This window comes from Chitinophaga solisilvae, assembly GCF_009928525.1.
GTDB classification, from domain to species: domain Bacteria; phylum Bacteroidota; class Bacteroidia; order Chitinophagales; family Chitinophagaceae; genus Chitinophaga; species Chitinophaga solisilvae.
This window is the reverse complement of sequence record NZ_JAABOK010000009.1, coordinates 207,844-229,881: the sequence shown is the minus strand read 5'-3', so window position 1 is coordinate 229,881 and position 22,038 is coordinate 207,844. Positions and strand designations below refer to the sequence as shown.

Sequence of the window (22,038 nt, the reverse complement as noted above, 5' to 3'; positions counted from 1 at the left end):
GATGTGAGACGATACCTGCCTGTGTACTGGTCACCAAAAACAGTCAGGTTGTTTTGCATTAATACAGGGAATGTTTGCGCATTCCCTGTTTTCTTTGGTTGATCTTACATGGAATTTTAGCTGAAAATTTTTAATAGTTGGCTGTTAATCTCTGTGGGCCGGTAATACCTCCAATTGCTGACCGGTCAGGGAGAAGCGTACCTTGCCGGTAGTTTCCAGAAAGTTCAGCACTGCCGAGATCTGCGTGCTTCTTGCCATCCTGCCGGTGAAATGCATGTTTGTATTAACACGGCTGTCATAAGCTATATTTACATTATACCATCTTGATAATTGCTGTAGTATTTCTTCCAGCGAAGCGTGCTGAAAGATGAACACGCCGTTTTTCCAGGCGAGGGCTTCCTCCATATCGGCGGTCTGCAGCTGTATGCCTGCGTCTGCGGCAACAAGTGCCTGCTGGCCCGGGCGCAGCAGCTGCGGACGCCCGCCGTTGCTTACTTTCACAGCACCGTCTGCCAGCGTAGTGATTTCATAACGCTCACCGTTATACGATTTTATATTAAAAGATGTGCCCAGTACGGTGGTAACGCTCCTGGCAGTGGTCACTACAAAAGGATGTTGTGCATCCGGTTTAATATCAAAAAATGCTTCTCCGCTGAGGGTCACCTGTCTTTCCGCGGTGGTAAAAGCCATCGGGAAGCTGAGCCTGGAATCTGCGCCCATCCATACTTTAGAGCCATCGGGCAATACTACTTTATAGTCCATCCCTTTGGGCGTAATGAGTTGCTGCATCGGCGCAGGGCTGCCGCTCCCGCCCGTCACGGGGTACAGCAATGTACCGTGATGGTTTCCTGCACGCGTATCTTTATCCAGGCTGATTTCCTGGTTGCCTGTTTTGCTGAGGGCTACCGGTTCATTGTCACCGTTGATTAACCTGACAGTGTTGGCCATCGGCAGGGGCGTTCCGTAGGAGCGTACCATCGGTGCGGGAGAAGGCACGGTTTTACCACGCCGGGCGAGCATCCAGGAGGCTACCGCTATCAGTGAAATGACTACGGCGGCATAACTGAGCCAGCGCCACGGATAACGTACGGCAGGCCGGTATTCCGGCTCCCGGCGTATACGCGCCATTACCTGCTGCAACGCTTCCTCCCTGGTACCGCATTCCAGGTCCTGCAGCCTGCTCTCCAGGTAATGCAGCCCCAGCAGCTGCTGGTACAGCTTTTCATTGTCCGGACCTGCACTGCGCCAGTCCTGTAGCTTCCACATTTCTACCGGTGTAATTTCTCCGGTCAGCTGCCTGACTATCAGCCCGGCAATATCCAGATGATCCCTGATGACTTTCTCCATAAACGTATGCTATATAAACAACGTGATGAGAAAGAAGGGTGAAAGAGAGAGAAAAAAAATTATCAGAAAATTTTTCCGAAGAGGAACAGCATGTGCAGCGGCTGCTTTTTAAGCATGTCACGCATCAGGCGGAGTGCCCGTGCTTTTTGGGTTTTCACGGTATTGACAGATACATTGAGGTGAGCGGCAATTTCATGATTGCGCAGTCCTTCGTAATAGCCGAGGCTGATCACATCGCGGCAGCCTTTGGGCAGGCGGGCAATGGCACGGCGTATTTCGCCCAGCACCTCTGCCTCAATCAGTTTTATCATCACCGGTTTCTCATCATAGAGAGGTATGGAGAGATGATGATAACGGCGCCTGACTTCTTCATGTTTAAATACATTGAGACATTTGTTTTTTACGGTGAGATAGAGGAAGACTTTTACCGCAGCGGTATCGCTGAAGTTGTCCATCCGCTGCCAGAGCGCCACAAAGGCGTCCTGTACAATATCTGCCGCCTCTTCCTTTGTATCCAGCATACCTTGTGCAAACAGTAATAACCTGTCGTGGAACAGGTCAAATATAGCAGCAAATGATTGCTCTTTATTCTTTAATTCAACATGTACTTTCTGAAACATGCGGCAAGAGAGTTCGTGCCATGAAAGTAAAATTCCATACGGTAAAAATCGTGTAAATATTATCCGGTTATAAACGGATTTTAGCCAATAAAAAACCGGGCCGCCCAGAAGGGCCGGCCCGGTGATGTGTATCATCCATCAACAATTACTTGATTACCTTAACGGCTACACGTTTTCCTCCGCTGGTGATTTCCACGATATACATGCCTGCCGGCAGTGCGCCCAGCTCAGCAATACGGAAGGTGTTCTGACCTTCGCGCGCATGCTGCAGCTGCTGCGTGTGCAGGTGTCCGCGCATATCATACAGCCTGATAACAGCATTACCCTGTTGTCTGGCAGTATACCAGATATGCAGCTGATCGGTAAACGGACTCGTTACTTTAACGCTTTCCGTTCCGTGCATGAATGGAGTTTCATCTACCGGTGCACCGATACGGGCGGTTAACGCGCCGGTAGAATCGGTGGTGATCGTTACGGTGTAGTCTTCTACTTCTCCCTGATAGGAATCTGTTCCGCAGCTGATGAGATTATTGCCGTAACCCAGGCGTACGCGCATCATGGTATTACCGGTAACCGCGTTTGCTGGTACGGCGATGGTGGGCTTATACGGCCCTGCTCCTCTCCTGTTATATACTTTCTCTGTTGCTTCATTGAATACCTTGTCGTTGTTCCAGTCTATCCAGGCAGCTACGGAAATATCCGGCCAGTAGTCAATATTCGGGATGATCTCCAATGTATAGGACTTACCGGGGTTCACGGTAGCCTTGTCAGTGGTGAAGTTGCTGTATCCGTTCCAGGCGGATGTACGGTTAATACCTGCAAACTTCACTGTTTTGATATAATTGTAATCCAGTACGGTATTGGCGGCGCAATAGTTACCCGGTACCGATGTTGTGTCATTGGTAACAGTGATATAGCCTGCTCTCTGCAGCGTATCGCTGGTAGTAGTGTTATATACTATTAACGTTACCGCATATACGCCAACGGTATTATAGGTAACAAGCGGATTGCGGGCGGTATCAGTAGCAGGCGAGCCTCCGGCAAAGGTCCAGCGGCGGCTGGTGATGGTACCGGTGCTCTGGTCAGTGAACTGTACGGACTGTCCTTTTTTAACATTCACCTTGTTGGCGGTGAAGGCTGCATCCGGCGGGGTGTTGGTGTTGTCGCTCACCTGTTGCCCGGTACGGATAGACTCACCTGGTTTGGTGTTATAGGCGTAGTCGAGCAGTGTATAGGAGCGGCCGTCGGCAGCTACGCGGAAGCGGAACCAGCAGTAGTTGGTTTCTCCGTCAACGGTAAACCTGAATCCTGCATAGCCGGTTTGTCCGTTCCAGGAAGTGTAGCTGGCAGAACTGAGGTTATGCTCATCAGGATAATCACCGCCGGCCACAAAGTTGGAGCTGCTGCCTACCACAGTATTTACGGGCAGCAGGGCAATATTCCTGGTTGTACCCTGGCATACCATCTCACGCTTGTAGGTTTCAAAACGTGCGAAACCGTTTTCAATCCATATGCCCAATTCTACGGCCGGTGCATCTTCCAGCGTGAAGTAGGTCCACGGGTTGGCAGTGTTTACGGTCATATCCGGCACATCCACATACTTAATCTGGTAAGGATTGCGGAAAGTGATATTCAGTTTGCGGGAGGCACTGGGGAAAGTGGCAGACAGTCCTTCGAACGCTGCCGGCAGCAGTGCGAGCTGTACGTTGGCAGGCGTGTTGGCGGCTGCGTGGTTAAATGCCTTTCCGGTCAGATATACTTTCGCAGTACGGCGGTCTGCCGCTACCACGATCTGTATATCCAGACCTGCAGGCAGATTGGCGATGGTGAAGTGCGTGTTTTTGGTCATGGTACCTGCAGCAGCGAAACGGGTGCTGTACATGTACAGGGTGGTGGTATCCTTAAAGCTGCCATCGTTCACGAAGGCTTCTTTGAAGTTACCGTCGGACCAGGATAATTCAGCTGAGGAGACTTCACCAGCGCGGATGTCTGTATCCGGTTTTTCATTATATGCGTAGTCGTGGATGATGTAGCGTTTACCGCCAGGGAGTACTGTTGCCCGCATCCAGCCGTAGCGCATCTTTCCGTTGATTGTGAAGCGTATACCGATAAATGCTGTTTTGCCATCCCAGTTCTTATAGGTAGGCGAATACAGGAAGTGTTCATTCGGGAAGGCGCCGCCATTCACGAAGCTGGAGGCAGCACCGATGGTAGTGTTATAATCCAGCGGGGTGATGTTCAGGGAAGTTCCCTGGCATACCACGCCTTTCTGATATGTTTCGAAACGCAGGTTACCTTCATGAAACCAGGCGCCATAGGTGGCATCGCCGGCATTCAGTGAGAACCAGGTGAAGTTCGCCAGGGAGTCGGTCACCACATCAGTCATATCATTATATACAATTTTGTACGGATTAATGAAGTGGATGCCCAGCCTGGTTACAGTGCTGTACAGCGTTCCTGCGCCCCCTGCCACAGCGGGGTTCAGGAAAGTAATTTTCACGCTGTCGTTGTTATTGGCGACTGCATGTTGCGTGGCCGTGCCGGTGAAGGAGAAGGTCGCGGTACTGTCTGACTGCAGCTCAATTTTTACGGAGAGTCCGGCAGGCAGGTTTTGCACGGAGAAGTCGGTACCGGCTACCAACTGGCCGCTGCTGCGGGAGAAGCGGGCGCCGTCCAGTCCGCGGATGGTAGCGTTACCATAAGTTCCGTTACCCATATCCGTTGCCACCACGCCGGTGTTGGCATCTGTTTCGGTGAAATTTACGGTAGAGAACAGGAATCGTTTAGCCGGCGACGTGAGTAAGGTTGCGGCCAGGTTGGCGGCGGACCACAGGTTGTTACGACGGGCAACAACGCTGTTGAGTGCTGCGTTCATACGCTGGCTCTGACCGATGGTGAACATTTTGGTGCAGGATGCGTAATCCATATAGTTCTCCACGTTGGCTACCGAGCCACAGGAGTTGGCGTTAAGATTACAGCCCGTATTTACGGTAGTAGGCGGCGTGTCATCCACATAATCGCCAGGTGATGCGCAGCCGCCTTCGAAGGTGTGCTGCAGGTTGAGGAAGTGTCCTACCTCATGGGTGAGTACACGTTTCATACCGGGCTGGCCATTTTCGGAAACGCCCACACCGGGCGCGCCGAGGTAGCGCCAGTTGTATACGATACCATCCAGTTTGTTGTTGAATACCCAGTCGTCAGGCAGGAAGGACCAGCCGGAGTTGTTGAATACTCCTTTCTGTTCCACCTCGCTGACGATCCATATGTTGAGGTATTTTTCTCCGGGCCAGTAGGATACGCTCTTTACAGCAGTACCGTATCCGTCCGGAGAGCGGCCGTCTAAATCATTGTAATGATAGGTAACGCCGGTGGTAGGGTTACCATCCGGATCAATATCGGCGAGTCTGAAAGTGATGTGCAGATTAGCTGCCAGCGATTTAAAACGCGGATCAATATTGGCAAAGTCCGCATTCAGCGCATTATAGTCCTGGTTCAGTATATCCATGGCAGAACGGATCTGTTCCATGGTCACCTTGTAAGGATTAGACGGGTCGTTGACATGGAATACCACCGGAATGGTGTAGGAGGCCGGGGCTACGGCAGCGGCTACACGTTGTTGCTGCTTGTCAGCGATAAATTTCCTGGTAACGGCTTCCTGCCTGATGGCCCTTTCCCGGGCAGCAGGCATCTGGCGGTAAAGGGTTTCCATCACTCTCGATGAAGCGCAGTGGTCAGGCTGCGGGGCAGGCTTCACCTGGGCGTTTACGGTAAGGGCACAGGTAATCCCTGACAGGAATAGCAATAGCTTCCTGCTTAATTGTAGACAGGTGTACATTTGTGACAAATTATCGTGTGATCAATTCATAGCTATAGCCGGTCTTCGGGTCAAAGGTTATTCATACGTGAAAATGCTCCCGGAAAGAAATGATTTTGGTTTGCCTGCAGGTAAAATTTTCTTTTCCTGAGTACATAAACAACTGAGTGCAAAAAACGGGTGACTGAAAAAAAATAATTTTTCTGATCCGGAAGATGACTTGCAGATAATCAACCGGTTAAATTTATCGGGTACAAACTAAAAATCGTATATCCATTGCCGTATTACCGCAGTGGGGCTTCATCTCCCGTATATCCCTGTGCCGCCACTTCTTCGGAGGTAAGCCCGAAAATGGGCGGTGTCTTGATTTCCAGCATGGCCAGGTACATATATAGCTGCGCCCGGTGATGAATTTCGTGCTCTGTCAGGGAACGCATCCATTTCCAGGTAGTGATGGCCGCATTACCGGGCGTAATACTTTTGCGCTGCAAATCCCCGCTGGTCAGGCTGCCTATAATAGCTACCGTTTCTGCATGCATCCGGCGGAAGTAATCCATTACTGCATCGCGGCCATCAGCCAGCTCCTTACCGCAACCTGTGTAGCGGCTCGGTCTTCCGGCAAATGTTTCTGCGAACATGTTTCTTTCGATAGCGGCAATATGCCGTATCTGGTCGGCCACAGTAAATTTTCCGGGCGCGAAGGTCCAGTCCATTACATCCGGGGGAATTACCGCCAGCAAGCGTTCTGTACGTTGTCTTACTTTATGGTAATAATCGAGAAAAGAAGTTGTAGTAGGTATTTCCATGTTATTTTTTGTTGATGCGCATCATGGTTACAAGGGCTATCGCCGCATGGGTTTCCTGGCCGCCGGCAGTAGTGTAAACATCTACCTGTACAATGGTGAGCGACATACCGTGTTTAATAACGTTTCCCCTGACGATGAGCAGTTCTCCCTGCGCAGGATTCAGAAAATTGATTTTAAACTCCACTGTAACAAAATAGGGATCTTCCAAAGGCACCGTTGCGGCAGTATATCCGGCCACCGCATCTGCCACCCCGGCAATCACACCGCCAACAAAGAAGCCTGCAGGACGCAATACCAGCTCCGATGGCGGCAGGCTCACTTCAAAATATCCCTTACCTATCCCGGTGATGCCTGCACCGTATAATGCCAGTAACTTCTGGCGGCCAAAACTGGCTCTGACACGTTGTTCTATATCCGGTCTCAGCGGTACTATTTCCATGTTGACATAAATTTAATTAACGGTCATTGAACAGACCGGTTACAATTTAACGAATTCATGGAATATGCTGCCATTGGCATAGTCCGCTGCCGCCATATGCCGGGGCACGATTTTTTCTGCGCTGCCTGACAGACCAAATGTGTACATATGTTTACAACCATTTATGAACGTGCGGCGCACTGGGTGAACGTTTACGGGCTGCGCCTGCTGGTGGCGCTGCTGGTACTGATTACAGGCGAATTAATTATCTATGTAATACGGTGGTGGCTGCACAGGAGATTACAACGCCATACAGACAGCACACTGCGTCCCTTCCTCTCAGGGCTCGGTGCAGTTATCCTGCAGGTATGCCTGTTCCTGATAGTGATACAGCTGCTGGGCATACGCATGACCATCTTTGCGGCCGTTATAGGCGCCTTTGGCGTAGCGGCAGGACTGGCCCTATCCGGTACGCTGCAGAACTTCACCAGCGGTATACTGATACTGCTCCTCAAACCCTATACGGCCGGTGACTTCATCATGGCGCAGGGACAAAGTGGTACGGTTCAGTCGGTGCAGTTATTCTACACCATCGTCAACACACCGGATAACCGCTCCGTCATCATCCCCAATTCCAAATTATCCAATGAAGTCATCATCAACAATAACCGGCAGCTGAAACGCCGCATAGACCTGGAACTGAAGCTCAGCTACCAGTACAGTTTAACATCACTGAAAAATATGATACTGCCCGCAGTAAACAGTATGCATAACACGCTGGAGGACCCTGCGCCGGAAATATACACTTCCACGCTGGAGCCCGATGGCTGGAAATTATTGTTATCCGTATGGGTAGATGATGAAGATTATCTGCAGATGAAATATCTGCTGAATGAGAAAATACTGGAATCGCTCAAAAGCAATGGTGTTAAGTTACCGGGGATGTAAAGCTGCATAAACAAAAAGCCGCCCCGGTACAAGGGACGGCTTCTTGTTTATACACTTACCGGTTACTCAAGAGAAAGCCGGTGGCAGTTCCTCATAGTAATTCTTCACATACTTATCTGCTTCTATGCTGGTGTAGCCAACAGTATAATCAAACAGATCAAAATCGAAGGTGAAGGGAATCTGATCCTCCAGGAACGCCTGATGTTTTGTATAGAGTTCTTTATCGATCACATAACTCATGGCATCATCAAAGAGGAAGCGTTCATGCTGCACCTGTTCTCTGAAAAGCTCTTCCAGTTTGGCGTAAGGAATATGTGAGATATTGATATATCCGAAAATAAAGTCTTTGCCTTTTAAAACAACTTCCAGGTCGGCCTGGTAATAATACTTTTTCTGTTCTCTCATTGCTAAACTATTTTAACATAACGATATTCAAAATTACAATTTCTCATTATGGAATCGGTACTAAATTCCTTGGCGGGAATACCCTTGATCCTTCTGAGATGATAATATAAAGAATCAGTGCGCCGCCACTGAGGCCGGTAATCGTTGACATTTTTTGCATGAACGCATTGCTGTATGCCGGCGGTGGTGTGGCAGGTATTGCGGAAGGTGTAGGCGGAGGCGGTGCAGGAGATGCCTTGTAGGAAGGCTTCCTGTCGTTGCGCTTTTTCCCCGGAAACTCCTGTCCCGTTTCCGGATCATAGGCGCCCTGGTGATTGCCCTGTTTATCATATACCTCAATTTCTCCGTGCTGGGAATCCCATTCTCCCCACCATCCTTTAGGGATGGGCTGCGCATCAGGATCACCACCGGGCTTCGTTTTACTTAAATCCCAGGAAACCCTTCCACCGCCTTTACCCGGCAATACCTTAGATCCTGGAAATCCAGGAAGTCCCTTATGTTTGTAATCTTTTGGTACCGGTATATAATTCCCTTCGGGCTTCTTATTCTCATCCTTCTTTTTGCCGTTCTGGTCCTGATCATTATTGTCTCCCATATCCGGCATATCAGGCGTTCTGCTATCACTCCCCCCGCTTAATTCCTGCAGTATATTCTTGATTTCGCTGAAGTCGGTGGTGGTGAATCCTCCGTTAGCATCCATGGACCACATTCCATCGGGGTCAATCATTCTGACAGGATTATTAAATGCGTAGGTATATGGGCTCCAGCGGCGGCCTTTCTCACTCATCGGATCAATGGTGCCCCAGCGGCCTGTCTGTGGGTCCTGCATCCTGGCGCCATAGTCATACAGGTCTAACCCGGAGCCGTCGTCGAATTCCTTCCGCTGCAATTCTTTTCCGTTATAAAGCATTTTATTCTCCGGATATTTTGAACCTTTCAGTGCATTGGAACTAAGGCCTGCCATGGTCAGGCCAAACGGATAATAATGCGTTTCTTCAATAACGGGGCCGCTGGTCTGCGCCACGGCCAGGTTATCAAAATAAACATCCTGTGCATTTTCGTTGCTGGTATACACATAAAGGAATCCTGTTTTTGTCACCGGCATTTTTTCTTTAGCCAGCGTCTGCAGCTCGTCGGGAGTTGCATTCACCTGCTTCACACCGCTGTTGGCATCTACCAGTTTAAACTGCTCGTCAAACAGCAGGTAGTTAAGATATGCTTTAGGTTTATCTGCACGGTTTTCTGAAGGATCTTTTTCTTTCAGCTGCTGGTAATGTGCGCTGTTAAATGCCTGGCCGAAAGGAGAAGATGGCTGGTTATTACCACCGTGTGTAAAGGTGGCAGCAGCGCCGCCAAATGTATTTACCAGATCTGTGAGCATTGCCTGTGGAGTAGCGTCAGTACCCTTTTGCTGCCCTGCTGCAGATTTATAGAACGCGTTCACGCCGATTTGTATCGAATCACCGGCTATCACCCGTAAAACAATAGAGGGGCCTATTTTCTTATTGCCATCTCTGGCGCTTAACCGGGCTACAGATTTATTTTCACCGGAAGCAGCAGTGGTAGATTCAGCAGGATACCCGGCTGGTTTTGCAGACCTGGTATTGTCTATATTACTGAATAAGGCATTTTCCACGGCACTCTTGCCGGTTTCCATTGTAGCCGTATAAAGCGAGATGTCGCTCTTATCGGTAAGGATCATCCTGGTATTGCCCAGGTGGTCCTTTACAAAATAATCATAGGCATATTCAATGGGTTTGCCTGTCTGATAAACAGGGCGGATACGACCTTCCTCATGTGCGATATACCGGAGGCTGTCCCGTTCATACACATAACTGCCTATGTAATCTGTTGTAGTAGTACGGGCAGGAGTCATTGTATTATCTGTAACAATTTTACGCAGCTTATTACCGCCGGCATCGTATATATAGCGGATGCTTCCCTTTCCGGCAACCGTCAGCAGTTCCGGGAGGTTAAGGTGATTGTAGGTAATGGCGGTGATGTTCTTATTAAGGTCTGCAGTCATGTTACCATTGCCATCATAGCTATAATCGTTGCCGGTGTTGACACCATTCTTGAAATCGCCCAATATGGTTTTAAGGGTACTGGTATCGGATACGGCCATCAATTTATTGCTGTTGGCGCCGTAGGTATACTGCAGCCGGTCCATATCAGCAATGGTGGTTCCATCCATTCCCCGCTGCGCCATTTTGGTAATATTTCCGTTAGCATCGTAGTTAACCCAGCGGGTGCTGTAATCAGCTTTGTCGCTGGTCCAGCTGGTGCTGCCGGTATTCTGCTGGGAGAAGTTAGCGTTGGTCAGGCGGGAGCTGTTATCGTAGGAATAGCCGTAAGCCTTTGCCTGCTTATCGTTCCAGCCTTTCCACTGTACGCCGGAAATATTGCCGTTGAAGGCGGGGTCCTTAAACCCTCTGTCGAAACTGATAATCTCGGCAAAATGTCCAGTATTGCTGCGTTCTTCAAAATATTCCCGGTTGATGCTGGTCAGCCATCCGCGGGCATTGTAACGGTACGTGAGTTCTTCCAGCTGGCTACTTCCGGTAACGCCTAAACGTTTACTTTTCATCATCCCCAGAGGAAGGTATGTAAAAGCAGCAATGATTTTTTCATTGGCTGCATCATTGTTCAGCTGCTTTTTAATGGCCGATAACCGCTGCTCTTCATCAAAAGAGAACATAGTGAGCAGGGTGGTCTGAGGATTTGTACTGCTGCGGATATTGGTATGCCGGGAATAGGTACTGAGTACTTTTCCGCTGAAATCGTACATGCTGGTTACTGCATCTGTTCCTCCGCTGATATTTTCATTGATGACCTGAATAACATTTCCATTTTCATCGTAATACCGGGTGGATGTAAGCCACTGATCCGTGCCCAGCACTCTCACTTTTTGTCCGGTAACATAACCACGGGTCATATTGGTAGCTGCTACCTGAACCGGATTGGGATTGGATCCTGGTTTGGGTTTATCAAAATCTGTTGTTACCGCCGGTTTTGCGCCGGTAAACGTATAATTATCATAAAAGTTGAACAACAGCGGAGTCAGGTCAGCAGGCTTTATATCCGGTAATGGATTAGACACGGCCATACTCAGGCCTCCGTTGTTGATTCCTTCTTTTATTTCCAGCGCTACTGTTTCATTATTCCCCGTTTCAAATCCTTGCAGGACTGTAATACTATTAGTGGCTTCATATACCGGCCGGTCGTGCACGGCTGTCACCAGATCAGCTGTTCCGGGAAATGTATAGTCAAGCTGCTTTTGCGCACCTGTTACCAGGCTCATCTGGCCTTGTAACTGGTCGCGGGTGGCAGTGGAATTATAGAGTGCAATTTCAATGGGGCGGTTCAGGTTATCGTAAAAGTTCACTACCCACTGCTGTTGTTTTTTGAGAATAGCATCTCTGGTAAATACCAGTCTGTCTCTCACATCATACACCATTTCGACGGAATCAGCTCCGGGGATTTTCCGGATTACCATTCTGTCTCTGCCATCATAGCGGTAAGCATAACATAATTCTTCAGATACCGCATCAAGATTCCATTTTCCTACAATGACAGCTACTGCCAGCGGAGGGATGACATATCGCATTTTTCCTGACCGGTCGTATACGTAATAGGTAGACAGCCAGCCCATGTGCGCTGTTCCCGGCGAGCTTTCCAGCTGTATTCTCTTCAGCACGATGTGGTTGTCCTTGTCCCTGTATTCTACCATGCGGAGGCCCTCTTCATTCACCGTTACATCCTTATACAGATCTCCTTCCGGAAAATAACCTGCATATGCCGGCAAAGTGGCGGTGGGAGACATATTCCAGATAACGACGGAATCATTCACTTTATTTACCAGGTATTCTTTTCCGGTGGGATGACCGGCGCCTGATTTAGACCAGCTGTTGCCCGGGGCGTATTGTTTGTTAATCCTGTTCAGGTGCGACATCTCATAATCGGTCTGGCTGTAGTATACTTTTTCTTCTGCCATACCGGGGTTGAATACGGTGTCTTTGTAAAATGCCTGCTGACCTGTAAACGGATCTGGCTTAAACTTTCCGTCGCTGGTATTGGCGGTCTGCGATACATAAGGCAGATACTGGAATTCTTCATCTCCCAGCGGATTATAAGTGTATGGCAGCACGAGATCTTTCCCGTTTAATCCGCCGCCTTTAGTTACTGTTTGTAGCATGCGTCCCAGTCCGTCTACATAGGTGGTAGTTTGTTTTACTTCCTTCAGGCTTCTTGCAGGCGCAGCTATGTATGCGGAGTCTCCGGAAGGCACTGCGGGCATCCACTTACGGATAAAGGAAACCACGGAGCTGGGATACGGTCCTGCCGGCGCTACCGGAGAGGCCGTGGTGGTGGTGGCTTTAGGAATATTCTGTGCTGCCAGTGCAACTGGTAACAGCGTCAGACTGATGGATATAATAAATTGTCTCAGTGAGAACATACATTCATGATTTAGGTATACAATAGGAACAGGCTTAATCTATCTTCATCATTTCCACTACGCAGGGGGAACCGGAAATATTAAAGTCCGCGCCGCCGTTAATGGTCTGTTGCTGTCCGTTAATAGCCACAATCATACTACCGCTGCAGGTAACCCTGAAGTACAGATTTTCTCCTGCTGGCAGCATGGTGGCATAGGCCGGCCTTCCTGGTTCGTCACCCTGGAAGTCTTTGCGGTCAACGATATCATTGTTGCTTACTTTCATGATGCGTACTTCAAAAGGAGGTACTGGTCCTCTTCGTACGGTGACATAAAAATTCGGGGTTCCGCATACGCCGTTTTCATTGGCAAATGCCTGTCCTTTGCTATCTATTTCCGCCTGGGCCATCGCATTGGCGTCAGCCTGGGAAACACGGGACTTATATTTCCCGGCAGGAACGCTGTAGGAAACATTGGAGCCGGTTTGTCCGGCCGGACAGGCTTTAGTAAACACCTGTCCCATCGGGTAGTTAGTATAAAAACAGGCGCCGGCTTCGTTGGCGCGTATGGGTCCTTTGGTGTCTGCTTCCTGTTTTGCTTTCGCATCTGCATCCGCCTGGCTGATAAATGACTGGTATTTACCAGCGGATACGCTGTAGATAATTATTTCCGGCTCTGCGCCTGCAGGGCAGGTCGTTTTCTTATACGGAAGACTTAATGTAGCATTCCAGTAACCGGCAGGGCATGTTCCGTTTTCATTGGCATAAGTTTGTGTATTGGCATCTACGTCTGCCTGTGCTTTGGCGTCGGCATCTGCCTGACTGAGCATGGAACCATATTTTCCGGCGGGCACCACATACGTTACCTGCGATCCGGTTGTTCCGGTGGCACAGTTGTTACGGTTAACTGTTTTTTGTTTCAGGACATTCTTATACGGCGTGCTCAGCTCATTCTGCTGGTATACATAACTCATCTGCTGACGGATATTTCTGCGGGCATCGCGAACGGCCACCAGTCTGCCAAAGGCATCATAGCTATAGTAAGTAATCTTGTTATTCTCATTGGTATGGCTGGTAGCGCCCACCAGCGGCTGATGCGTATAGGTATTTACCTGGGCATCCGCAGGATATAGCCTCAGTTCATCGATATTGCCGGTACCGCTGACCTGTATGACAGACACACCGGTTACTTCATGTTCCTTATAGGTCCATCCGTTTTCCGTGGCGCCGGACATGCTTTTTGTTGTACCGCTAACAGTAACAGCGGCGCCTGTTTTAGCCCAGTAGGAAACGATATACTGCTGTGTGGCGGTAAGTCCGGACGCTGTAACAGCGCCGTTCTGCAGTGCATAGCTCTTACTGCCGGTAACGGCGTCGTTGGTAATGCGCTGCGTAGCGGCCAGCTGCCAGTTTCCTTTTCCATCGGCTTCAAAACTGGTATAGGCAATATCCTTTCTTTCTGCATTCTTTACTTCTGCAACCGGTAAACTGTTGCTGTAATCCCATATATAACTTACAGGCGTATTGTTTTGCATCCGCTGCTGCAGGAGATTCCCCTTTGCATCATAGCTGTCGAACAATACAGCAGGCTGATAGCGGCTGTCGGCAGTTAATACACCCGCATTCATAGTCACTCTTTTAAAATCCGTAGGCAGTACCGATGCTTCTATCTGGGAAGCCTTTGCCGTTAAAGGTTTATCAGCCATATAGTAAGTCAACAGGGAAGAAGCCAGCTCCCGGTTTGTACCCTGCAACCGGTAAACGCTTTTTTCTACCGGGGCAGACAGTATGTTCATGGCTGCCATTTTCTTAACACCTGCAGATAACGGATCGGATCCTGTTGCCAGGCGGTAATCATATATATAGGAATTCACCGTTTCCGTTAACTCTCCTTTACTGGTATAATATTTCTCCCAGGCATTTAATCCCAGGTCGTTGTACCCTGTTTCTCTCGTGGTCGTCAGGGAAGTACCGTCAGGCGCATAGGTGGTTTCCGTCTGCTTGCTTATCTGTTTATAACCGGCATAAATATAATAGTAGTGATAATTAAATACGGATTCTATATTGGTACCGTTATAATAGTCATATATCAGCGGAGAAAATACTTGCCCCCTGGCTCTTTTAACAAACGGCACTACTTTCAATCCTGTATACATATCTTTCGGAAGTGTATAGGCATATTCATAATGCTCTTTTCTGACTATTCTCTCCGGCTGGTTATAGGGCATATCATAATAGATCTTGTCTGTCAGCAGGGTGGCATTGGCATAGTCATAAGTCCGCAGCAAGGGAGAGCGATATTGCACGCTGCCATTGGTCGGGAAGGAACTCAGGTCGAGATAATCCTTTGTATACTTAGAGACCGTTTTTCTTTTGACAATTCCACCGCTCAGATCAGTTTCCGCTACTTCATCATACCATCCCCAGTTACCGGCAGTATAGCTGTCGCTTACTTCCGGGTTAGGAAGTGATGAATACAATACTTTTCTGGCGGCAATTAATTTGGTGGATTGAGGTGGCTCCCATAATTCTATCCTGTCCAGAATATCATTACCCCAGTCGGGCATGCAGCCTCTTATCCCAAATCCCAACCCTCCTTTACCATATTCGTACTTCTTCTGCAGTTCAAGTCCGCCCCAGTTGTTATAGGACGAAATTACCTTTACTCTCAACCCAGGCCCATGTTCAGCTGACCATTCCGGTTTACAGTTATACCGGTTATTTTCATACATATAAGTGGTATACCCTCCGGTCGGATAGGTAATTTTACTTAGTGTAAAAATATCCGGCGTTGCATATTCCTTATGAACGCCATACTCCAGATTGGTAAATCTGGAAGGAAGCGAACTGGAAAAATTGTCGGTATTACCAACGTTACCTGACCACACCAGTTTCAGGAATTGCAGTGTATTTTGTCCTTCGGTATTGATACAATATCCCCAGGGGTCATAATTTGTACAGGCCGTGTTCTTGTCCTTATAGTCAAATCTGTACAGCTGATAGTTAACATCATTCCTGTCGTAAATCCTGATGGAGTCCAGGAAGGTAAATGGCTGGTTATTACTGTAGGTATTATAGTAAAATTTCACCCGCCTGACAATATTATTATCCAGGTCACGTACCGTCAGCATTTTAATTACCCCTGTATACTGCTCCCTGTCAAATACAATCTTTTCTTTGGGTGTAACTATTTCACTGGAATAATACACTTCATAATAACTCTGGATGGATGTGCCGTACCCTTCGGAGAGTATATCGGCCAGGTAGGTTTGCCCTTCAAGATGACCTCCGTAATAATCTCCGCCATAGCGGGCTTCCAGCGAATGCGCCGGAATACTGTTTTTGTTAAGCTCGTATTTGTTGTAGCGGAACAGTAATTCCTGGTTCAGGGGGGTGATTATTTTACTAACCGGCCAGGCGGTGGTATTCTTTTCCCTGTTGCCGTTCGTCAGTTCACAGATGGTATCATTATTCAGCTCGTCCCGGCCAAAAATATACCTGACGCCACGCAGGTCCGTCAGGTCAAAAGTATTAATACCTAAGCGGCTGTGCGTCGTATAGGCGATCTTCTTTTTATTGCTGGTCGTAAGAAAAGATACCTGCTTCTGATCTCTGTCTGTAATCAGGAAATTACCATTTTCATTATCCAGGTTATAACTGAATATATCATATTGCCCGTCATTGAAATCGTGCGGCCCATCCAGAAAACGTTCTCCCTGGGTCGACACGCAGAAGTTAGACAGATAGCGGTCCCTTTCCAGTTTGGTTTTAATACCGAATGCATTCGTATTGATCTCATTCATGGACGGCATCCGGTATCTTTCATCCGGAAGCCCGTAGATAGTACGTGAAATGCGGTAACCCGGATTTAATACCCAGCCCACACCTACTTCCCCCGAATGCTGAAAATATTTAATCCCCGACGGATGATAGGAAAGCCGGATGGGTATTGTTACACCTTCCACTTCTATTTTATAGAGATCAATATTGATTTCCGGAAGCCCGTTAGCCAGGGAAACTTTCTGCGAGATATACTTTTCAAACTCGGAGGAAACCGGCGCCGGCGGAATTACGCTTCTCATTTCCTGCGCCTTCAACGGGTGTTCACTGACAAATAAAAACAGGGACCACAAAAACAGCAACGCCACCTTTCTCCGAAAGGCCGCGGACAGAATTACTTTCTTAAGATACATTACTGATAGGTATAGACTACATTAATTGAGAAAAACGGGTTTGTTCACTGCAAACAATAATAGGAAATATACCTTACCTCCAATTTTAAATTATTCTTATATCTGTGAAATCCTTTTACTGTATTCCATTCCGCCGGATCTAATGCTTCTGGAATCGTTATGCTATTCTCATCAAGCTCTTTTCCGGATCATCAGGTTTTCTTTTTAATTCACTATTTCATAACAAAATCATCATCTGCTGTCTTCATCCATGCTATTTTACATCCTGCTGATGCATGAAAAACACCATGATTGCTGAAGGGCTTCTATGCTGCCATCTGCACAGCACCGTTATAAGCGAAACATCAGTTCTCTCCGGTATACCTGCCTGTATCCAGGCACTGCCAGCAATAATTACCCAACACCATTTTCCGGATGCCGTACATATACTTCCTGACGGCTTCATTCCGGCGGAATTCAGCATTCACGGCTATCTGCAGCAGGTTCTCGAATCTGCTGAGCAGCGCATTGCGCAGTTCAATCACATCCTGAACGGCCTGTTCCTCGCTGGTGGCATTGGTATGTTTCATAATGATGATAGCGTTCAGTACATCTCCGGTTTCCTTCTCCATAGAAATAAGGTCATTGTCCAGGAAGATAATGCTGGTAGCCAGTTGCTTAAACTCCTGAACGGTAGGGTGCTGCAGCTGTTCCGGCGTCATTTCGATATTCTCTACAAACTCTATTAGGTCATAGCATACATCCGTACCAATAGAGCGGCCCCGGATTTCAAAATAGGCCCCCAGTGCCGGCACTCTGGTAGCCAGGCGGAAAGGCGCCTCCATCCGTACGCCTTCCAGGTACAGATCCATACTGGCTACAAATCTTTTCAGCCACGTATCTGACCGGTTAAATATTTCCAGTTCCATGCGGATGTCCTGCAACATGACACATAGTTCATCCTGCTCTTCCTCTGTGATTTCTTCTCCGCTCAGTACCGTGATAAACCTTTGATGTACTGCTCTCAGTTCTTCTTCTTCATACAGATGATAGTTGTCATCATTGATAAAAAAGAAGAGCATTACCCGGCAGGCAGTGATGAGATGCGGATAGCTGGCAGACGGGTAGAAACGCGCTATCAGGGAGCCAAAGCAGCCTTTGCATAGCTTTTTGCGGTGTTCTGCCGTGAGCCTGGGATTGGCATTGATCCAGTTGATAATGGTTTCGTCCAGGTTTTTCCAGTGCGGACTTATCAGGTCTGAGAAATGATTGAATAGTTTGGGATCGAGGATAGTAACGGGAAGCATTGTTGATATTTTATTCCTAAAATACACCACCCGCCTGTATTCATACAGCGGGGAGCAAAATCACCGGATACACCCCGCCCGCCCATAAACTAGTCAGGACTACTTACTTTTATGCCGTATCACAAGTATACAATTTTAGATTTTGAGATTTTGAGATTTTGAGATTTCAAATGCAGCGGATAATTACGCGAAGATCTTTGCTGCATTTAAAATCTCAAAATTCCAAAATCGTAAATCCGAAAATATCATAGTTATATTAACTTGCGGGAGTAACAACTGCTAGTTATGCTTACCAGCAAAGGATTAACAGAGATGATATTTAACCGGGAGAAGATTACTTCTCCCGGAGAATACCCGTTCAATATTCCTGCCTTGCGCCGGCTGTCTTCCCTGAAGTTTCATCCGAAGGTTACCTACCTGTCCGGAGAAAACGGTATGGGAAAATCCACACTGATAGAAGCGCTGGCAGTGGCCTGCGGATTCAATCCCGAAGGCGGATCCATACATTTCAACTTCAGCACGCATCCGTCCCATTCTGTATTACATCAGTATATCCGGCTCGTCAGGGGAGCCAGCCGACCCAAAAACGGTTACTTCCTGAGAAGTGAAAGTTTCTTTAACGTAGCTACCAATATAGACCAGATGGAAGATCCGCTACTGCTGAACAGTTACGGCGGGAAGTCCTTGCACGAACAATCACACAGAGAGGCTTTCTGGGCCCTGTTCATGAACCGGTTCTCCGGCAACGGCCTCTACATACTGGACGAACCGGAAGCAGCGCTCTCCCCTACCCGCCAGATGGCGATGCTCACCCGCATGCACGAGCTGGTGCAACAGCAATCCCAGTTCATTATCGCTACCCATTCTCCTATTATCATGGCGTATCCGGATGCGCTTATCTACGAACTAACGGAGACAGGCATACGTAAAACCAGCTACACTGAAACAGAGAACTACCGGGTATCCCATCAGTTTATCAATAATTATGAACAGATGCTGAAAATACTGCTGGAGTAATATTACGCCCGTTTTCCGTTCATCCAGGCGTACAGCGACATGGCGTGGCCATGCCCCAGCCCGAAGTCTTCCTTCAGCCAGGCTACAATCTGCCCTGCCTTTATGCCCGGCGCTATTTTGCCTTTCTGTATAAAACCTTTCTTTTCTGCCAGCTGCTGAAAATCTGCCGGTGACTTTCCTGTTTTCTGCTGAATATTATCTAAATAAGCCTGAAATGACATCGTTAGTTGTTTATTGCGTGATGGTAATTAATCATCCATTTAATGCCGAATTTATCCTGGCACATACCGAAGTAAGCTCCCCAGAATGTGCGGTTGACGGGCATCTCCACAGTTCCGCCGGCAGACAGGGCCTGGAACAGGCTGTCTACTTCTTCTTCTGAATCCGTATTAACGACCAGGCTGACGTTATTGCCCGTATGTAACTGCTGTTCCATGGAGTCCAGGAAATCAGTAGCCATCAGCACAGCGCCGCTCCTGGTGGTGAGTGCCAGGTGCATTATCCTGTTCCGTTCATGCGGCTCCATATTTTCTCCTCCCGGCGTATCCCCGAACCTGGTGAAAGCGGTAAACTCCCCGCCGAATATGCTTTTATAGAAATTCATGGCCTGTTCAGTGTTACCCATGAAATGGAAATAGGTGGTAATCGACTGCATTATTACTGCTTTTAAACAAAGGTAATGACAGAAAGCAATGCTATGGAATGGTAAATACGGCAACCTGTAGCAGGTGTTTGCGTCACGGCTTTAGTATATATTTGCCGGCCATGATCAACATATATATCCTTACCGTCAGAAATGCCCTGGTAGCCTCTATTGCAGATTGTCAGCATATCTTCAGCATGGTCAACACTTTCCTGAAGGAGCAGGGCAAAGCGCCGCTGTTTAATATTCAGCTGGCGGGCGCTGCGGCGGAAGTCAGTTATAACGGGAACCAGTTCTGTATTCGTCCTGACCTGCAACTGGATGATGTAAAAAATGCGGACCTTATTATTATCCCCGCTCTCACCGGCGATATGCATGGTTCGGTAATGCTGAACAAGGCCTATTCCCTGTGGGTGGCAACGCAATACAAGGAAGGTGTGGAAATTGCCTGTCTCAGCTCCGGTATCTTTCTGCTGGCCTTCTCCGGCGTACTGAAAGGCAGGCAATGCACTACCCACTGGAGTTATGCCAACGAACTGAAATATTTCTATCCGGCAATAGAAGTGGTAGATGAGCGGATGATCACCGATCAGCATGGCATTTATTCCAGCGGCGGCGGCAACGCCTACTGGAACCTGCTGCTCCACCTGGTAGAGAAATATGCCGGCAGGGAAATGGCTATCTATACTGCCAAATATTTTGTGATAGATACCGATAAAAATATGCAGTCGCCCTTCATTGTATTCCATGGCCTGAAAGACCATACAGACGATGATATCAAAACCGTGCAGCTGTATATCGAAAACAATTACAAAAAGAAACTTACCGTAGACGAGCTGGCGGTGCAGTTCAACATGAGCCGGAGAACCTTTGAGCGGCGCTTTAAAAAGGCAACCAGAAGCACCGTAGCAGAATATATCCAGCGCGTGAAAATTGAAGGGGCTAAAAAGCAGCTGGAGATCGGCAGAAAATCCATTCACGAAGTGATGGGTAATATCGGCTATACCGATACACAGACGTTCCGTAACATCTTCCGGCGCATTACCGGCATGACGCCGGTGGAATATAAAAACAAATACGCCAGGAAGCTGTCCGGCTGATTAAAACAGCGACATCTGCTCCTCCCGCGCTGCGGGCGTGAGTCCGAATACCGACTGTACCTCCCGGTAAAAATCTGCTTCATGCTTTCCGTCATGCACGTGCAGGAAGAAATATATTTTCTGCAGGCCGCGGGCCTTCCAGCTGTCGATGCGCGCCTTCCAGGCATGCAGCCGCACGCTGTCCAGCGGATGTCCGCCACAGGTAACAAACCGCAGGAACAATACCGGCATGGTAAGTCCCATATGACAGCAGTCGTGCCGCCCTGGCGTATCCGTCAGCACCAGTCCTTTCTTCAGCCGGTGCAGGGTGGTAAATAGTTCTCTCCGTTCATTCCCATCAGCAAACCAGTCAGGATGGCGTACTTCTACAAAAAAATCTATATCCTCCGGTAATGTTTCCAGGTATCTGTACAGGTTTTGTTTACGTACCGGGGAGAAATGTTCGCTGAGCTGCAGAAACACCGGGCCGAGGTGAGTACCGAATGCGCGTATTCCCTCAATAAAGGCGGCTGTTTCCACGGCTGCATTCAGCAGGGTGCTATGATGGCTGATAGATTGCGGTACTTTGGGACAGCAGATAAAATCGCGTCCTTTAATTTTTTCCACCCACTTGCTGATCGCATCAGGGCTGTATATTTTATAATGCGTGGCATTCAGTTCCACACAGTTGAACAGGCGGCTGTAAGTGGCGAGCATGGCTGTATCCCGGATAGTTGCCGGATACAGCGTGCCAGGATATTCTTTCCTGCTCCACCCGGAAGTACCGATTCTTAATACGCCTGCCACAGGCCCGCCGGATAATACTTCTCCGGTAATCCATTCATCTGCGGGGAGGGAAATATCCAGTTGTTCATATTGCTGCCAGTTTGCGCCGAAATCCATATAGTGTTATTTGAGAGATCAGGATGTATCCTGCGAAAATAAAACATTTCAGGCGGATGATACACACGCTGGGCCTGCAAGTGGCTGCAGAGCAGCGCGGGGCTTCAACCGCAGCCTGTTTTCAC

At 48.4% G+C, this 22,038-nt stretch carries 15 protein-coding genes; 3 read left to right on the top strand and 12 right to left on the bottom strand.

Going from position 1 to position 22,038, the window contains the following annotated elements; genetic code table 11:
• Positions 1-144: 144 nt before the first annotated feature.
• From GWG06_RS19975 to GWG06_RS19955, 5 genes are all read right to left on the bottom strand, one after another.
• The gene (locus GWG06_RS19975; protein ID WP_160715445.1) at positions 145-1,347 is read right to left on the bottom strand and encodes a FecR family protein; all 1,203 of its coding nucleotides are present in this window, start codon (positions 1,345-1,347) and stop codon (positions 145-147) included.
• Positions 1,348-1,409: 62 nt separating this feature from the next.
• Positions 1,410-1,967: an RNA polymerase sigma-70 factor gene (locus tag GWG06_RS19970; RefSeq protein WP_158631433.1), complete on the bottom strand. Its 558-nt coding sequence runs from the start codon at positions 1,965-1,967 to the stop codon at positions 1,410-1,412.
• 145 nt (positions 1,968-2,112) lie between these two features.
• Positions 2,113-5,802 carry a M43 family zinc metalloprotease gene (locus tag GWG06_RS19965; RefSeq protein WP_160715443.1) on the bottom strand — a complete coding sequence of 1,230 codons (3,690 nt, stop codon included), beginning with the start codon at positions 5,800-5,802 and terminating at the stop codon, positions 2,113-2,115.
• Positions 5,803-6,065: 263 nt separating this feature from the next.
• Positions 6,066-6,587: a DinB family protein gene (locus GWG06_RS19960; RefSeq protein ID WP_160715441.1), complete on the bottom strand. Its 522-nt coding sequence runs from the start codon at positions 6,585-6,587 to the stop codon at positions 6,066-6,068.
• 1 nt (position 6,588) lies between these two features.
• The gene (locus GWG06_RS19955) at positions 6,589-7,026 is read right to left on the bottom strand and encodes a PaaI family thioesterase (RefSeq protein ID WP_160715439.1); all 438 of its coding nucleotides are present in this window, start codon (positions 7,024-7,026) and stop codon (positions 6,589-6,591) included.
• A gap of 147 nt (positions 7,027-7,173) precedes the next feature.
• On the opposite strand from GWG06_RS19955, the gene GWG06_RS19950 reads away from it, so the two are divergent.
• Positions 7,174-7,953, top strand: coding sequence for a mechanosensitive ion channel family protein (locus GWG06_RS19950; RefSeq protein WP_160715437.1), 780 nt, complete (start codon positions 7,174-7,176; stop codon positions 7,951-7,953).
• 66 nt (positions 7,954-8,019) lie between these two features.
• On the opposite strand, the gene GWG06_RS19945 is transcribed toward GWG06_RS19950, so the two are convergent.
• The 4 genes from GWG06_RS19945 to GWG06_RS19930 form a co-directional block, all read right to left on the bottom strand.
• Positions 8,020-8,358, bottom strand: a complete 339-nt coding sequence (locus GWG06_RS19945; RefSeq protein ID WP_127037634.1) for a hypothetical protein — start codon at positions 8,356-8,358, stop codon at positions 8,020-8,022.
• 46 nt (positions 8,359-8,404) lie between these two features.
• Positions 8,405-12,814, bottom strand: coding sequence for a DUF6443 domain-containing protein (locus GWG06_RS19940; RefSeq protein ID WP_160715435.1), 4,410 nt, complete (start codon positions 12,812-12,814; stop codon positions 8,405-8,407).
• Positions 12,815-12,848: 34 nt separating this feature from the next.
• Entirely contained in the window at positions 12,849-16,985 is a 4,137-nt protein-coding gene (locus tag GWG06_RS19935; protein WP_160715433.1) for a DUF5977 domain-containing protein, read from the bottom strand.
• A gap of 344 nt (positions 16,986-17,329) precedes the next feature.
• A complete protein-coding gene (locus GWG06_RS19930; RefSeq protein ID WP_160715431.1) occupies positions 17,330-18,271 on the bottom strand; it encodes a terpene synthase family protein in 942 nt (313 codons plus the stop codon).
• A 285-nt stretch (positions 18,272-18,556) separates the two neighbouring features.
• Between GWG06_RS19930 and GWG06_RS19925 the strand changes: the two genes are divergently transcribed.
• Positions 18,557-19,288, top strand: coding sequence for an AAA family ATPase (locus GWG06_RS19925; protein WP_160715429.1), 732 nt, complete (start codon positions 18,557-18,559; stop codon positions 19,286-19,288).
• A 2-nt stretch (positions 19,289-19,290) separates the two neighbouring features.
• On the opposite strand, the gene GWG06_RS19920 is transcribed toward GWG06_RS19925, so the two are convergent.
• Together GWG06_RS19920 and GWG06_RS19915 are read right to left on the bottom strand one after the other, a co-directional pair.
• Positions 19,291-19,509 carry a DUF4287 domain-containing protein gene (locus tag GWG06_RS19920; RefSeq protein WP_127037626.1) on the bottom strand — a complete coding sequence of 73 codons (219 nt, stop codon included), beginning with the start codon at positions 19,507-19,509 and terminating at the stop codon, positions 19,291-19,293.
• Between the two features lie 2 nt (positions 19,510-19,511).
• Positions 19,512-19,943, bottom strand: a complete 432-nt coding sequence (locus GWG06_RS19915; RefSeq protein ID WP_160715427.1) for a VOC family protein — start codon at positions 19,941-19,943, stop codon at positions 19,512-19,514.
• A 110-nt stretch (positions 19,944-20,053) separates the two neighbouring features.
• On the opposite strand from GWG06_RS19915, the gene GWG06_RS19910 reads away from it, so the two are divergent.
• A complete protein-coding gene (locus tag GWG06_RS19910; protein WP_127037622.1) occupies positions 20,054-21,031 on the top strand; it encodes a GlxA family transcriptional regulator in 978 nt (325 codons plus the stop codon).
• Here GWG06_RS19910 and GWG06_RS19905 read toward each other — a convergent pair whose 3' ends face one another.
• Complete coding sequence (locus GWG06_RS19905; RefSeq protein ID WP_160715425.1) at positions 21,032-21,913, bottom strand: DUF72 domain-containing protein; 882 nt, start codon at positions 21,911-21,913, stop codon at positions 21,032-21,034.
• Positions 21,914-22,038: the final 125 nt, after the last annotated feature.